A 15,717-nucleotide genomic window follows, 5' to 3' on the forward strand; every position below is an offset into this window, starting at 1 on the left:
AATAAGAATGCCAGAAACTATTGAATAACACACGGAAGTAGATTTCGTTTTACACATTTATACTATGACATTATCTAGTGAGACAATATTTTTTATTGGCTTTGCCATTTTTGTAGCATTTGTGATGGCTCTTGATTTGGGGGCTTTCAGCAAATCTAAAAGCCATGTTGTGAGTTTTAAAGAGGCAGGTATCTGGAGCGCCGTTTGGGTGTCGCTGGCCATAGCCTTTTTCTTTTTTCTTCGCCAGTATGGGTATTTGATTCATGATATCAGTGATGAGAGCCATTTGCAGCATGTAAAGTCGCTTTATTACGATTCTTTACAGCTACCGCCAAATTTTGATGCCGCCCTGCGTACTTTCCAGAATAGCATGGCTATTGATTACCTGACGGGTTATCTGACAGAGTATTCGCTTTCGGTTGATAATATCTTTGTGTTTATACTGATTTTCAATTCGTTTGGGGTTGATAAAAAGTTTTATAAAAAGGTTTTGGTATGGGGTATTCTTGGCTCTATTGTTTTGCGTTTTATTTTCATTTTTATCGGGGCAGCCCTTATTCAGGAGTTTGAGTGGATTTTGTTTATTTTCGGCGCTTTTCTGATTTACACTGGTATAAATATTCTACGTAACAAGGAAGAAGATGAACAAATAGACCCGGCGCATCACCCTATTGTGAAATTCGCTTCCAAATATTTTAACGTGTATAAGCGTAATGTAATTGACCATTTTCTGGTGTATCACCGCCGTTATAAAAAGTGGTATATTACGCCTTTATTTCTGGTGATGCTGGTTATTGCAGGTACCGACGTGGTTTTTGCTGTTGACTCTATTCCTGCTATTTTCTCGATAACGAAAGACCCGTACATTGTATTCTTTTCCAATGTGTTTGCTATTATGGGGCTTCGCTCTATGTTTTTCTTCCTGGCAAGTATTATGGGCCTTTTCCGGTTCTTAAAATTTGGTCTGGGTATACTACTTACATTCATTGGCGTGAAGATGCTGTTGCACCACCAACTGTCTGCCGTAGGATTCACCAACGTGCATTCTTTGTTGGTAATTGTGGGTATTCTGGTGGTGAGTATTGGGGCCAGTGTGGTGTTTCCGGAGAAGAAAAGTAGCGCGGAGTGATACTCCGCGTGAATGTTGCTCGGAGTGATACTCCGCGTGAATGTTGCTCGGAGTGATACTCCGGGATTTCCGCTCTGAGGTGTTCTGCCTCAAAGTTTGCTGAGATAATGAAAACCCATTATAGAAGAAATTTACCTCATATTCTTCCTCCTGACGAAAGGTTGTTCATAACTTTCCGTCTGGCTAATTCTTTGCCAAAAGAAATAATTAAGAAACTAATGGCCGAGAGAGAACTTGCAGAAGCACAGGTTAGAAAAATAGTTGCTGATGAAACAATAAGGAAGGTTGAACTATATAAAATTCAGAAGCGATACTTTGCCAGGTTCGACAGCTATCTGCATCAAAGCCTGAATGGGGTAACATGGCTTGGGGTTGAATCTATAGCAGAAATATTAGCGGAAGCACTACATTTCAGAAATACCAAATATTATCAGTTACATGCCTTTTGCATAATGCCCAACCATGTGCATGTGTTGCTGACTGCCACAATTCATCAGGAAGGATTTTACAGGGTTCTGCAATCACTGAAAAGCCATACGGCACGCAAATCAAACGAATTACTGGATTTGACCGGCAATGCTTTCTGGGCACCAGAAAGTTATGACCACGTAGTGCGCAACGACGAAGAGTTTGTTCGCGTTGTGGACTATATTGTTCAGAATCCGGTTAAGGCAGGGCTGGTCAATAACTGGCAGGCATGGAAGTATACCTATTTGTCAGATGCTGTTAAGGGCTGGTACTTGCAGCCCTGAGTATAACTCTCGGAGTGGCACTCCGAGGAACTGTTCCGCGGAGTATCACTCCGCGTTACGGCTCCAGATTCTTTCAAATTTCCACCCTTTTGCCCGCAAACTTATAGGCAAGTAAGCATGCGCCTCTTTAGGCGAAATGCTTTCGAAATACAAATCATCGTCTGTCAAAATCAACGATTCATATCTGCCAGCGTCTTTTACAGTAACATCAGCAAAGGGCAGCTCCAGGTAAAATCCGGAGTTCTCCTGAACCAGCTGGTGCTTCAACAACCAACGCGTGTTCAGCTTTTCGGTAGAAAAAGGCTCAGGCGAGTATTTACCCTCCGATACCTCCAATGCGTATTCCAGATATTTCTTCAATAGTTTCGGGCCGTTGTTGGTTGCCTGCTCTACCTGCAACTGATGAGGCAGAATACTACTTACAATATATACCTGTTCTCTGGCGCGGGTAATCGCCACATTCAGTCGGTTTTCTCCTCCCTGCTGGTTCAGGCTACCAAAGTTCATCAATAGCTTACCTTTCAGATTAGGGGCATATCCTACCGAGAAAATCACAATATCATACTCATCGCCCTGAATATTCTCAATATTTTTAATTACACCCCAGTCTTCACCCAGTTCGGGGGTAATGGTCTGGTAAATCAAATCAGCCTGTTTGAAGTTGAAAGTAACCACACCAATAGTTTTGGTTGGTAGTTTTTTCTTGAGGTCAGTTACAATTTCAAGCACCCTTTGGGCTTCAATCGGATTAGTGTTATTTTCCCAGAAACCATCCAGTTTAATAAAGCTGATGGCAGGTTTATTCTTACTTATCTCGGAATAATGAGGCAATAGTTGAAGTGAGTTCTTATAAAAATGCTGATTCGAGAAGTCAATCAGATCTAAAGACTGGCTTCGGTAATGGCCTTTGAGCCAGGCCTGAGGCAGATACTGTGCGGCCAGGTCTAGCAGAGAGTCAATTTCCAGAGCAGGTTCGTCTTCGGCGTCTTCATCGTACCTTACCTGATACAGGTCGGTTGGCTGCAATTGCTTGGAGTCGCCGGCAATTACCACCTGCTTACCCCTGTAAATAGCCGGGATACCGTTTTCAGCAAAGCATTGAGAGGCCTCATCAAAAATTACGAGGTCAAATAAAGAGTCCTCCGGATTTTGAGCCGACAACGGAAAAATAGCAGACACCGATTCCGGCGAAGCCATCCAGCAGGGTATGAGTTTGAATATTTCTTCTGAATGATTCTCCAGTAATTTCCGTACCGACCATAACTTGCGTTTTTTGGTGGTCTGGTGTTGTAAATCCCGGTAGGTAACCACATTTTGAAGACGATTAAACTCAAGGACCTGATATGTCTGCTCTCGCAGTTTCAGCAGCAATATTTCCTGGCTCAGTTCCTGTTTTTTCAAGACACTTTCCTGTAACTCTGCTTCCAGTTGTTCCACCTTAAGCGAGCTAACCCCGCGGAGAATCGGATAAAGATTCTCAATGTGGTTTCTCCAGGCCAGGCGTAAAGCGTTCTGAAAAACAGCTCCTAACTCAGCAATATCTGCCTGTTGACTTTTGTAATTCAATAATCGTTGCACAACTTCCAGTTCTGCAGCCAGAAAAGACTCTTTCAGTTCATCGGCCTCTACCATCAAATCAAAGTGCTGTTTCAGGTAACCCAGTCGCCCTATCTTTAAGTCGGGCACATCTACCAGTTTTTCTATCTGCGGTACAGAAAGATGCTCATTCCATTGTACAAAATGCCGCTTGGTGTCGGCAATTAATTGTTCCAGCGCATTAAAAGTTCGTAAAAATATAGTCTTCGGATTCTGGAATATATGCGTTGTCTGTCTCAGAACAGCTTCCTCCTGCTGGTATTGGGCATAGGCCTTATTAGCCAGAATGAAATTCTGAAGATATTCCGAGATGGTATCCCAACTGTCTTTTTCATCAATCAGAATTTCTTTTTTGCTAAGTTTTTCCTTTATATCCTCAAAGGTAATACGCTGATGAATCTTCTTTCTCAGGTTGCTTAGTCCTTCTTCACTAACAGGCAGCCGGTTATTAGCCAAAAGCGCTTCTATGTCTTTTTTATCTTTTGAAAACAGTTTCCAGATAAACCAGTTTAAAGCCGACTGGCTGGCAGCATAAGCTTTTTCTATCTGCGCTTTTCTGAAATTTAAATCGCGGGCCGGAATACTCGGCTCAATGCCATCGTTGATAAACAGTTTTTCAAGCGACTGGTAGATTTTTTCTATGTCAAACAGCCGGTTACTTGTAAATTTACCCTGCTGAATGATAGACCTGAAAATTTCTTCAACCTCTTTGTTTTCAAAGTTCTGAATAAATCTCTTGAGCATTTGCTCATCAAAATTATTCAGTTCAATAACTGAAAACAGTTGCCCGTGTTTTTGTTGAAAATCTATGATGTCTTCAATCGTTTCTGATATTCTGGGCAGTTCAATGAAATTTTTATTCCGGAACGAATTCCTCAATTGCCAGAAGTCGTAACCTGCTGATGCCTGAAGTTTAGCCTCGTATTTCAAAAAGCGGTTCAGGCGTCCTTCAAAGTCGGCCAGCTCATCAAACCTGAAAGAGCGGTAAAGGTCTTGTATCTCAATGGCAGGCTTGTTAATATTGCTGCTCAGATAAAGTTCTTTTACCGATACTCCACATACCGACTCATCAAAAAGTGCGTCTTTCAGTTCCTGCAATTCTTCTGAAATCTTATCTATCCGCCTGCTGATTTGCGTAAAGTTGCGTTCCAGAAAAATGGCATCCAACCCTTTGTTCTTTTTCTGAAACTCTTCAACACGCGCTATTTGTCCGGCTATTTTATCAAAAAGTGTTTTCCTGTCATTTTTAAAATCATGAATCAACGCTACGAAATCTGTCATCAGTATTTTTTGTAGCCGCTGGTACACGGTGTCGAGGGCCACACGTTTCTGGCATACAACCAGCACTTTTTTACCGCGGGCTGTAAAATCGGCAATCAGGTTGGCAATGAGCTGAGACTTGCCCGTGCCCGGAGGCCCCTGCACTACAACAGAGCCACCTTCTTTTACCTGTTTAATGGCCTCTTCCTGAGAGGCATCAATGGCAAAGGGTAAAAAGGCTGTTTCTTCCTTATACTGGGCCTGCGAGGCAGGTATAGAAGCATGCTCAAAAAATTCTTCAAAGGTATCAAGCTCATATTGCCCCTCTTCGGCGTTTTTTATCAGCTCTTCGTAATCAGGCACAAGGTAAGACCCCGCCTGCGGAAAAATACCCAACACCGCCTGAGGCTGTAGTTTCAGCTCGCCATTTCTTTCTGATTTATCGAGGTCGGCACGGTTTAACTTTTCAAAATCAATTAGCTGATTAGTGAACAGTTCCTGATTAAAATTAACCTCAACCGGGCTGTCTTTCAGCATTTCATACAATTGGGTACGAAACGCCAGGCTGTCTTTATCAAAATCCTCAAACGATTTCTCCAGCCATTCGTCGGGTAGCTTTATCTGGTTAAAATGCGAGTACGCCAACAGGAAACTCCTGTTCAGGCTTACGGGTTCATCGCGCTGTTCAAGCATCCACTTTTTGCCGTTGTTTTTTAGCGTAACCGGAAAAAACAATAGCGGGCACCTGACAACAGTGCCATCTGAAAGTTTACCTTTTACAAACGGATACCCAATGTATAAATCTTTAGCACCCCGTTCTTCTTCAATGAATGCCTCCGTACGTGCCAGCTTGCGAAGCCGTTGGCTGGCTTCATTTACTTTATCGAAGCGGCTGTCGTGTACATCGCACAAAGGTATCTGCGTTTTTTGTGCAATTAATTGATGGATGTAGTCGAACGATGGCTTGCTGTCAAGAAAATTCAGGATATGTAAATCAATGAACTGTTCCTGAGGTAAACTTAACAATAATAATGACCGATTACGGGACGTAAGATTAGTCAGTCTGCGGAGGTATGTCTTAAGTAATTTCTGCACGGTTCTTTCCTTTCAAAGCTCAAATATGTTAGTTTTTATGGCTGTTAATTAAACAAAGTTAACCATTCATCAACGTTCAACAAGTGTCAACATTTTTTGGCTGGTACAAATTATTTAATCATGTTATGTCGTTAATGTTAAAATTAACTCGGCAATTTAAGCGAAAGTTAAATACTTATGCTTATTTTGGGGCCTCTTTATTTGTAAATATTTACTTTATACTTCTCAAAATTATGTTAAAAAACTACCGGCGCTTCCCAATCAGGCATTTGGCTATTACTTTGCTTGTGGGTATTTTCCTGCTGGGTGGAGACGCATTCGCTCAGAAAAAAGGAAAGAGAAAGAAAAAAGGTGAAGTTGCAGCTGCGACCGAAAAACCGGTGATTCCGGACCCCGTAAAAGTTACATCGGTGGAAGGTATCACAGAGTATGTTCTTGGAAATGGCATGCGGGTACTGATGTTCCCGGATCCATCTAAACAAACCATTACCGTTAATATTACCTATCTGGTGGGGTCTCGCCATGAAGGCTATGGCGAAACCGGTATGGCGCACTTGCTTGAACACATGGTGTTTAAGGGCTCAACTAAACATACCAATATTCCGCAGGAACTGACCGACCACGGCGCCCGCCCTAATGGTACCACCTGGCTTGACCGCACCAACTATTTCGAGACCTTCTCGGCCACTGAAGAAAACCTGAAGTGGGCGCTGGACCTGGAGTCAGATAGAATGGTTAACTCGTTCATCAAAAAAGAAGATCTTGAAAAAGAGTTTTCTGTTGTAAGAAATGAGTTTGAAATGGGAGAAAACGACCCGGAAAGCGTATTAAGCGAAAGAGTTATAGCAACGGCCTATCTGTGGCATAATTATGGTAATTCAACCATCGGGTCTCGCGAGGATATTGAGCGAGTGCCTATTGAAAACCTGCAGGCTTTTTATAGAAAATATTATCAGCCGGATAATGCCGTACTATTGGTTGCCGGAAAAATAGATGAGGCTAAAACCCTTAAAATGGTAAACGAATATTTTGGTGTTATACCACGCCCTACACGTGTGCTGCAGCCTACTTATACGGTTGAGCCTGTACAGGATGGCGAGCGTTCGGTTACTTTGCGCCGTGTAGGCGATGTGCAGGCTATTGGCGTCGCATACCATATTTGTGGCAACGCGCATCCTGACTACCCCGCACTAGACGTGCTACAGGGAATACTGACCAGCGAACCAGCCGGTAAAATCTATAAGGCATTGGTTGAAAGCAAAAAAGCATCAGGTCAGTATTCGTATTCTTTCACTAATAAAGACCCTACATTCTTGTATTTCGGCGCTTCTGTACTGAAAGACAAAGATCTGGAAGACGCCAAAAAAACAATGCTGGCAACGTTGGATGCCGTACCGACCATGAGCATCACGAAAGAAGATGTGGACCGTGCGAAGAACGAAATCCTGAAATCGCTTGAATTGACCTTGCGCAACACCGAAAGAGCAGGCTTGCAAATGAGTGAGTATATAGGTGCAGGTGACTGGAGACTGGCCTTTATCTACCGTGATGCCGTTGAAAAAGTAAAACCGGAAGATGTAGCAAGAGTAGCTAAGTTCTACTTTAAGCCATCAAACCGCACCATTGGCTTGTTTATACCTGAAGAAAACCCTGACAGGGTACGTGTGCCGGAAGCACCGAACGTTGATGAGCTTGTGAAAAACTATAAAGGCCGCGCAGTGGTAGCCCAAGGAGAAGCTTTTGATCCGTCGCCGGCTAATATTGAAAGCCGCACAAAGCGCGGTCAGGAGCCTAACGGTCTTGAGTATGCGCTTTTGCAGAAATCAACCCGCGGAAATACGGTAAGAGCAAATATTGTTTTAAGAATGGGCGACGAGCAAAGCCTGCAAAACAAACAGACTATTGCTTCTTTTACGGCCTCAATGCTCAATAAAGGCACCAAAACCATGAGCCGCCAGCAAATTAAAGATACCCTTGATAAGCTGAAAGCGCAGGTGTTTATTGGTGGTGGTGGTAACAGTGTATCGGTAAATATTGAGTCTAACAAAGAAAATCTTCCTAAGGCGCTGGCCATTGTAAACGATATATTGAAAAACCCGGTATTTGATGCCAACGAGTTTGACAAACTGAAACAGGAAAACATTGCACAGATAGAGGCGCAGAAGAGCGACCCGCAGGGTCTGGCATTTGTGGCATTTCAGCGTACCATGAACCCTTATCCGAAGAGCGATGTGCGCTATGTAGGAACTCTGGACGAGCAACTGGAGAATGTAAAAAATGTAAAACTGGAAGACCTGAAGAAATTCTACAGTGATTTCTACGGTGCCTCAGCCGCTACCGTTTCTGTGGTAGGTGATTTCGATGAGCCAGCCATCAAAAACTTTATCAGCAGCTCATTGGGTACCTGGAAAAGCCCTACGCCGTTTAAGCGCATTCAGGCTGTGTATCAAGACATTGCTCCTACAAATAACGCCATCAAAACCCCTGATAAAGCCAATGCGCTATTTCTTGCAGGCTTGAACTTGCCGTTACAGGATACCGATGTTGATTACCCGGCGCTTTTGCTGGGCAATTATATGCTAGGTGGTGGCTTCCTGAGTTCTCGTCTGGCTGTAAGAATCCGCCAGAAAGAAGGTATCAGTTATGGTGTGGGTTCTCAGTTGTCTGGTGCGCCGTTCGACAAATCAGGCAATTTTATGACTTACGCCATTTATGCGCCAGAAAACGCCGAAAAACTTGAAAAGGCCTTTTATGAAGAAATGAATAAAGTAGTTACAGAAGGTTTTACTGAAGAAGAGTTGAAGGCCGCCAAAGCAGGCTGGTTGCAAAGTCGTAATGTGTCTCGTGCACAAGACAACGAGCTGTCGAGCCGTTTGAACAGCTATCTTTATTACGACAGAACCCTTGCTTTTGATGCCGATTTTGAGAAAAAAGTTGAGGCTTTAACAGCAGAACAGATAAATGCAGCTATGAAGAAATTCATTGATCCTAAGAAAATCACGATTGTGAAAGCAGGTGATTTTGATAAAAAGGCAGCTAATGGTACACCTGCACCTGCTCAGGGGGTGTCTGGTAGTAAAAACTAATATTTATGAGGCGACCTTACGGTTTGCTTAATTAAAAATCTGAATCAACGGGGGCTCTATTGCAGGGTCTCCGTTTGTTTTTGCAACTCCCGGTATTCTGCCAGCCCCTTCTCTGTAAGGTAGGGTACAATGAGTGTAAATGCAATATTCAGATACGTAAGCAGTTTGTCTTCTTCTTTGCCTTCATACAAAATCTCGGCGCTTACCAGCCAGAAATCACCAATGATAAAAAGCTGGTTGAAAAAGTTTTCATATTGCCCTGCTATCATTTCAGGTTTTAAGAATCCGGCCTGAATGCCGGCGTCTATCCCGGCCTTAAAAAAAACTCTTCTATTATTGATTAAATCGCGGTGCTTCTGTTTCAGGTTGGGGATTCTCCTCATAAGGCTGATGAAATCCTGCATCAGAAATTTATACTTATACAGTTTCTCAAATACAAAAGCAGCAAGTTTGTACAGGGTTTGCAGGTTGACGGCATCCAGTGAGGCAGGCTCATTGATAACGGCATTCAGTTCATTAATCAATTGCTCATACAGTTTTTCAGCAATGGTATCGGTATTCGGGAAATGATAGCACAGATTACCGTGGCTCATACCCAGTTCTTTTGCTATGTGCCTCACCGTTACGGCGTCTATGCCCTGTTCATTGAATAACTGAAGTGATGTATGGAGAATGCGTTCTTTGGTGGTCATGAAAAGCAATTTTTCACGAAGTTACAAAATCCTATCAGTTTTAGTGCGTTTGTACTAATTCAGCAGGATGTTTAGAATATTCAAAGAAATAAGCCAAAGCCCTGAAGCTGATACAAATCCATCGGGCTGAATGCTTTAGCCCGATGGATTTGTATCTAATTTATTTCTTGAAAATCCTGTAAAGACGGCCTTCATCGGTAATGGCATATAAGGCTCCGTCAGTGCCTTGTGCAATATCGCGGAAACGTTGTTTTTCTGATTCCAGCAATCGTTCTTCGCCCGTTACCTTGTTGTTTTCTATAACCAGCCTGGCAATGTGTGTGGCACTCAGGCAAGCCAGAAACAAATTATTTTTCCATTCTGGCATGGCATCGCCGCTATAGAAAGTCATACCACTGGCCGACACGACGGGGTCCCAGTAGTAAACCGGTTGCTCCAGCCCTTCTTTTTGCTGAATAGCGCCTCCTATTTTATTGCCGTTATATTCTATACCATAAGTAATAACAGGCCAACCGTAATTTTTGCCGGGTTTTATGAGGTTTACCTCGTCTCCACCCTTAGGCCCAAATTCATTTTCCCATAATTCTCCTGTTTGCGGGTGCAAAGCAAGGCCCTGTACGTTTCGGTGGCCATAGCTGTATATCTCAGGTTTGTTGTTGGCATCTGAGGCAAAAGGGTTGCCGCTTACGGGTTTTCCGTCTTTGGTTATATATAATATCTTACCCAAAGCCGAGTTCAATTGTTGCGCCTGCGGGCGGGTTTCAAGGTCAGAGCGCTCTCCGGTACTCACAAAAAGGTTGCCGGTTTTATCAAAAAGAATGCGGCCGCCATAGTGCTTGTCGCCGTCATAAGCGGGGGTGGCTCTGTAAATTGTGGTAGCACCTTCAATTCTTTTTTCATCAGCCGACAACTTGCCTTTTCCAACGGCGGTCAGATTACCCCTCGTTTGTGGCTCTGAAAAAACCCAGTACACCATCCGGTTGCTGGTAAAGGCAGGGTCAATCGTTATCCCCAATAAACCACCTTGACCGTCAGCATCTACTTTGGGCAGCCCTGTAATGGGCTCGCTTAGTGTACCTGAACTGCTGGCTAAACGCAAGGTCCCTTCTTTTTCTGTAATTAACAATCTGCCGTCGGGCAAAACCGCAAGTCCCCAGGGTTTTTTCAGGTCGTTTGTAAGTACTTTACCTTCGTATGCCGTCTGTGTTTTTACGGCGGCAACGCGTGTCTGGCCTGCAAAAGCCGGTTTGTAGTTTGTATTGGGGTCTTTGGTTTCAACTGAGGCCGCAGTTGAGATACTGTCGCCATTGGCAGTAGTTTCAGGCGCTTCGGTAGAATTGTTCTTGCATGAAGATAGACCCATCAGGCCAACCACCATCAATGTCAGAATTTCGTTTTTCATTGTTGTGCTTTGTTTTTGTGTGATATTGTTTGTCGTAAAATTTAATGCCAGCATGGGCTATTTATGTTTTAAGACATCAATATGTATAACTGAATTGAAAGCAAAACGGCTGAAAATTTTATTAGCTGATTAATTTGTTCGTACGGTATTAAAACCTTAATTGCTTAATTTTAAATAATAAACCAATGGGTTTTAATGCTGATTCTGTCTCATGTTGTGAATGATATCCCGTATTTATTTTGTGCTGGCTACCGTTGTTTTAATATGTGAAAAAGGAGCCAGATTAATACCATGAATACTTTGAAGAGGGGTGATAGTTTTCCAGGGGTAATTTAACACCAGATGGTTTACCGTGTCGTTGACCAAACCAAGCCGAAAACTCACTACTATGCCGTTATCAGACCACGCCAAATTATTATTGGCACTATTAACCGTTACTTGTTCTGCTTTTACTTCGCCATTCTGTTCAATTACCCGAACTACTGTAAATGACGAAGCCTGATGCATGGGCTCTGAAAATCTGATAACAAATGTTGCGGTAGTGTCATGAATCGTTTTATTGTTGAGGTCGCATTCCTGGATCATTGGTTTCGTTAATGAAGTTTTCAGCAAGCCTGTTCTCTTGATAAATGTGGCATAGATATCCTTTAAAGTCTGTTTCGGTTTACGGTTATGATACAGGGTCTTTAGTTCTTTTGTAAACAATGCGCTGGCATAGAATCCACGGGTTTCATTCTGCATTGTCCAATCCAGACTTACTTTAGTGGCAACCGACGGGAAATATTGTTCTACGAAAATATCATAAACTGCCCAGGTCATGTATTCGTTAAATGTAGCCAGGGTGTCTTTTTCATAGCCACTGCCTGCATCCCACAGCTGATTATCAAAATGGGCTTTTATCAGAGAACGATATTTTTCTGAAAGCGGATTAACAAAGGCATGGTCCAGTTCGGTAAATAACATGTGGGTGCCAGAGGCAATTTCTTCCTGGCTGGCCTCTTTTATGGCTTTGCCTGTCAGCAGAAAATCGGGTAAAGTAATAAAATCAGTTTCAATTCCATTAACTCTTCTATGGCAATTCATACGGCCAACCAAGGGAGACATAACCATTGCATAAGTACTACCCACAGCATGTTTGCCCAGCTCTTTTTCCAGAAAACCAAGCATGGCAGGGTAATGTTGACTGGCCAGGTAAGCAGTTGCCAACTCCTGATAGTAGGAGGCATGGGCTTTATAAAACTGCCGGAACCCCGATACATTCACAAAGTCTTCTATCTGTTGCAGGTTTTCTTCAAAAGGATTAAAACCCTTGTTAGTAACCATCGGGAATTTTCTGACAAGGTGATTGACCGCATCAAAGCTGAAAGCATAGGCGTCGGTACGGAAACTGAGATAATTTTCCCATTGTTGCCGTGAGTAATTGACCTTTGTAAGAAGGGGATGATTACCAAACCTGTCAAAATGAGACCTAACCTGTTGATAGTAGCCAGATTGTTGAGAAACCTCCCAGGGGTCAGACTTGCCATAGTCAGTCAGCGCAAGAATAATATTCGCCAACTCGTAGGTTTCTGAAAGCCTGACAGGCGAATCAGGCTCTGATAAGATTTGTCCCATTGAGGCCTGAACGCTAAAAAAGAGCATAAGAAAGATAGCTGATAGTTTTTTCATCAGTTATTAAGGGTTAATATGTTTGAAAGAATTTGCCTGTTAGAACAGTAGAAGCCGGTTAGATATGAAGGGCATTTTTGACAAGCTCTTTTTTGCCTCTTGAAATTGGCACCTGAGTTCCATCGGTGAGTAGCAGAAAATCTCCATGCTCTTTTTGCCAGCTTCTTATGTACGACTTATTGACCAGATGCGACTGATGGCAACGTAAAAAGCCATTATTGCTTAGCAGGTCGTCGTACTCATAAATAGGTTTGCTAACCAGTAGCTTTGTTTTATCGTTTAAAAAGAAAGTAGTGTAATTGTTGGAAGACTCACACCGTATTATCTCGTTTGTCTTTACAAAGCGTGTTTCCTGAGTGGTTGAAAGTGCAATCTGAAGGTCTTCTTTTTTAGATTGCGCTTCCAGCCACTGTATCAGATGAACTACCTGTTGGTTCTGTACTTTTAGCTGCCGTTGTTTAGCTGCTCTGGCTACTGCAGCTTGCAGCTCAGTAATGTTTACAGGTTTAAGCAGGTAATCAACAGCCGAAAATTTCATAGCCTGAATGGCGTATTGGTCAAAAGCTGTAACAAAAATAATTTCAAAGTCATATCGGGTCAGGCTTCTGAGCAATGCAAATCCGTCCTGACCGGGCATCTGGATATCCAGAAAAAGTAAATCAGGCTGATAAGTGTAGATAGCCGCTTTTCCCTGGTCGGCACTCTGGGCCATCGTACATACTTCTACCTGCGGGCAATATGTTTCCAATAGAGCCTTTAAATTATTCAGATTATTGATTTCATCGTCAATTAAAACAGCTTTCATAATAGCCAATGGGTAAGGGTCAATATTGCTTCGGTTCCTACTGATAAAGAATTGTTAAAATTCAAAGAAACTGGTTGCTCAGGGGTCAGGTCATTCAATAGTGCGATGCGGTTACGGGTTAATTTCAATCCAAAACCGTTGCCGGTTTCAGGGATTGGAATCCCTTTGCCGTTGTCAGCAATCCGGATAATCAGATGAGCATCCTGCTTTTCAACACCAATAGCAATCCGGCCGGCCTGTTGTAAGGGCGCTACGCCATGTTTAACAGCGTTTTCAAGTAAAGGCTGCCATAACAATGAAGGCAGGTTATTGCTGTACAAATCTAATTCTTCATCTACTTTGATGGTGTAGCTAAAGCCAAACCGGAGTTGTTCCAGCCGCAGGTAAGTTTCCATCATTTGTAGTTCCTGCCAAAGTGGTGTTTCTTCTTTGCTGCCATTAGTTAGCGATTCCCGCATTAAACGTGCGAAATCAGACAAGTATTCGTTGGCTCCTTTAATATCCTGTTGATTAATCAGCCCCTGTATGGAGCTAAGCGCATTGAATACAAAATGTGGATTTAGCTGTGCATAAAGTGCCTGAAGTTCTAAGTGCAGTTTTTGTTTTTTTGCGGTTTCCTGTATCGTTTTATTTCGTTGGCGTATTAACAGAAATACAAATATAACAAGCGCCAGTGTAATGATACCTATGCCTGTAATTAAGAGCTTAAACCAAAGTGTCTGATACCAGTTTGGTTCAACCACAAAGCTATATTCGGTTATGTGTTGCGGCTGCACCGTATAACGAATCCTGATTTGATATTGACCCGGTGAAAAATCTCTCAGCCAGATAAAACTATTATCATATTCGTTGTCTTGCCAGGGTCTAATGAGCTTGTTGTTGCGTAACAACTGGTACTGAACCTGGTTTTTAGAGTAAATGTCGGCATTCAGTATAAATACTAAATTTGTATTGGTAGCAGGTAAATTGAGCTTTTCAAGCGTGTATTTAGAATGGTCGGTTCTGGTTCTGGCCCAGGGATACTGTAATTTTTGCAGAAATATATCCAGATTATCAGAAGTATAAATTTTTGTTATCTTGGGGCGTATGGATTCCCAAGCCACCAGGCTGCTTGCAATAATAGGAGGGCTTCCTTTTTTTCGTACATCCATAACAACCATACTGCCAATGGGCGCTTTATATCCCCCCAGATATGCCATTTGTGGCAAGCCGGAGTCTTTGATTACGGTTGACTCCGTAAAACGGGTAATTGATTGCCACTGAACAATAATCTTTTGGCTGGGGTACTCTGTAACCCGAAACTGGTAGGAAGAAGCGTTTTTTATGTTTACTCCATGTAAGAAGAATTGAGCCCGGGCGGTATCAAAGGTTGTGCGGGCAACGATATTATTAACGCGTAAATCTTTGAATGAATTATACTTTACAAAATCATTAAACCGACTGCTATTACCGTTATTTTTCCAGAATGAATTATTTTCTTTTGGAATAGCCAGAATCAAAGCTACTGTTGCAGGTTTGTCTAATGACCCGGTCTCAAAACTCTGTGAATAATCACCCCATTTAATTTGAGCGTTAACAAGGGTAGGAATATTGAAGAGAAAAAAGAAAAATAGGTATATCTTGTTCATAGCACTATGGTTATGTTTCAAAGATATAGCTAATTTTTCAGAGTGCCGGGGCAACTGTGAATTTGGTATAGATAACTGTGAATGTAGTATTTTGTCGGCCTTTTAGGCCTGAAGTACGTTTTTGTGATTTTATTTTTGCTAGTTAATTAAGAATTAGTACATTTGTTCTAAATTTTAAATTCTGCTCCCATGACAGCAAATACACATAAATCAAATCTGGTTTTAGTTCGTAATATTTTCATAGCCATAGGCACCGGTGCGTTAATAGCCTACACTAATTTTCATGTTGAAACAGGTTATTATGCCATGAGCGCCATTGCGTTGTCTAGCTTTCTGATTGGTTTTCTGGAGCCCCGCCGTGGTTGGATTCTGGCACTGGTACAAGCAACCGTAGTAATCAGTTTTTATTACCTCAAACCCATCAAACCTGTTAGTGAAGACCTGGCCATGTTTGCCTCTTATGTGGCAGTGGTGATGTCGCTGGTGTTTAGTTTTGTTGCAGGTGGTTTAGGGCGACTTTTTCAGAAGAAATAGAATCTGTATTTCTTTTGGTATTGAAAGGGCTTCTGATAGCCCTTTTTTTGTGCCTGTTAGTATATATTGA

Annotated in this window: 10 protein-coding genes; 4 read left to right on the plus strand and 6 right to left on the minus strand. The window is 42.4% G+C overall.

The genetic code is table 11. From position 1 onward, the window contains the following. Window positions 1–64 precede the first annotated feature (64 nt). Window positions 65–1,129, plus strand: a complete 1,065-nt coding sequence (locus NZ848_RS11505) for a TerC/Alx family metal homeostasis membrane protein (RefSeq protein WP_253532714.1) — start codon at window positions 65–67, stop codon at window positions 1,127–1,129. A gap of 107 nt (window positions 1,130–1,236) precedes the next feature. After that, window positions 1,237–1,881, plus strand: a complete 645-nt coding sequence (locus NZ848_RS11510; protein WP_259015600.1) for an REP-associated tyrosine transposase — start codon at window positions 1,237–1,239, stop codon at window positions 1,879–1,881. A gap of 45 nt (window positions 1,882–1,926) precedes the next feature. Here the strand turns inward: NZ848_RS11510 and NZ848_RS11515 are convergent, their stop codons facing one another. Beyond that, window positions 1,927–5,832: an AAA domain-containing protein gene (locus NZ848_RS11515; RefSeq protein ID WP_259015601.1), complete on the minus strand. Its 3,906-nt coding sequence runs from the start codon at window positions 5,830–5,832 to the stop codon at window positions 1,927–1,929. Window positions 5,833–6,065: 233 nt separating this feature from the next. Here NZ848_RS11515 and NZ848_RS11520 point away from each other — a divergent pair, with 233 nt between their 5' ends. Beyond that, window positions 6,066–8,918: a M16 family metallopeptidase gene (locus NZ848_RS11520; protein ID WP_259015602.1), complete on the plus strand. Its 2,853-nt coding sequence runs from the start codon at window positions 6,066–6,068 to the stop codon at window positions 8,916–8,918. A gap of 56 nt (window positions 8,919–8,974) precedes the next feature. Here NZ848_RS11520 and NZ848_RS11525 read toward each other — a convergent pair whose 3' ends face one another. The 5 genes from NZ848_RS11525 to NZ848_RS11545 form a co-directional block, all read right to left on the minus strand. Further along, the gene (locus NZ848_RS11525; RefSeq protein WP_259015603.1) at window positions 8,975–9,610 is read right to left on the minus strand and encodes a TetR/AcrR family transcriptional regulator; all 636 of its coding nucleotides are present in this window, start codon (window positions 9,608–9,610) and stop codon (window positions 8,975–8,977) included. Between the two features lie 160 nt (window positions 9,611–9,770). Then, complete coding sequence (locus NZ848_RS11530) at window positions 9,771–11,012, minus strand: PQQ-dependent sugar dehydrogenase (protein WP_259015604.1); 1,242 nt, start codon at window positions 11,010–11,012, stop codon at window positions 9,771–9,773. Window positions 11,013–11,246: 234 nt separating this feature from the next. Further along, complete coding sequence (locus NZ848_RS11535) at window positions 11,247–12,680, minus strand: DUF4932 domain-containing protein (RefSeq protein ID WP_259015605.1); 1,434 nt, start codon at window positions 12,678–12,680, stop codon at window positions 11,247–11,249. Window positions 12,681–12,738: 58 nt separating this feature from the next. Further along, window positions 12,739–13,485 (minus strand): LytR/AlgR family response regulator transcription factor, encoded by a 747-nt coding sequence (locus tag NZ848_RS11540; RefSeq protein WP_259015606.1) that lies wholly within the window; start codon window positions 13,483–13,485, stop codon window positions 12,739–12,741. Beyond that, window positions 13,482–15,113 carry a sensor histidine kinase gene (locus NZ848_RS11545; protein ID WP_259015607.1) on the minus strand — a complete coding sequence of 544 codons (1,632 nt, stop codon included), beginning with the start codon at window positions 15,111–15,113 and terminating at the stop codon, window positions 13,482–13,484. Before NZ848_RS11545 ends, NZ848_RS11540 begins: the two co-directional genes overlap by 4 nt. A gap of 189 nt (window positions 15,114–15,302) precedes the next feature. Between NZ848_RS11545 and NZ848_RS11550 the strand changes: the two genes are divergently transcribed. Beyond that, the gene (locus tag NZ848_RS11550) at window positions 15,303–15,647 is read left to right on the plus strand and encodes a hypothetical protein (protein ID WP_101726817.1); all 345 of its coding nucleotides are present in this window, start codon (window positions 15,303–15,305) and stop codon (window positions 15,645–15,647) included. The last annotated feature ends 70 nt before the right edge of the window (window positions 15,648–15,717 follow it).

Source organism: Emticicia fluvialis (assembly GCF_024793945.1).
GTDB classification, from domain to species: Bacteria; Bacteroidota; Bacteroidia; order Cytophagales; family Spirosomataceae; genus Emticicia; species Emticicia fluvialis.

Bases quoted from the DNA above. Each gene is read 5' to 3' on its own strand.
- NZ848_RS11505 (WP_253532714.1), top strand. From the start codon at position 65: ATGACATTATCTAGTGAGACAATATTTTTTATTGGCTTTGCCATTTTT.
- NZ848_RS11510 (WP_259015600.1), top strand. From the start codon at position 1,237: ATGAAAACCCATTATAGAAGAAATTTACCTCATATTCTTCCTCCTGAC.
- NZ848_RS11520 (WP_259015602.1), top strand. From the start codon at position 6,066: ATGTTAAAAAACTACCGGCGCTTCCCAATCAGGCATTTGGCTATTACT.
- NZ848_RS11525 (WP_259015603.1), bottom strand. From the start codon at position 9,610: ATGACCACCAAAGAACGCATTCTCCATACATCACTTCAGTTATTCAAT.
- NZ848_RS11530 (WP_259015604.1), bottom strand. From the start codon at position 11,012: ATGAAAAACGAAATTCTGACATTGATGGTGGTTGGCCTGATGGGTCTA.
- NZ848_RS11535 (WP_259015605.1), bottom strand. From the start codon at position 12,680: ATGAAAAAACTATCAGCTATCTTTCTTATGCTCTTTTTTAGCGTTCAG.
- NZ848_RS11540 (WP_259015606.1), bottom strand. From the start codon at position 13,485: ATGAAAGCTGTTTTAATTGACGATGAAATCAATAATCTGAATAATTTA.
- NZ848_RS11545 (WP_259015607.1), bottom strand. From the start codon at position 15,113: ATGAACAAGATATACCTATTTTTCTTTTTTCTCTTCAATATTCCTACC.
- NZ848_RS11550 (WP_101726817.1), top strand. From the start codon at position 15,303: ATGACAGCAAATACACATAAATCAAATCTGGTTTTAGTTCGTAATATT.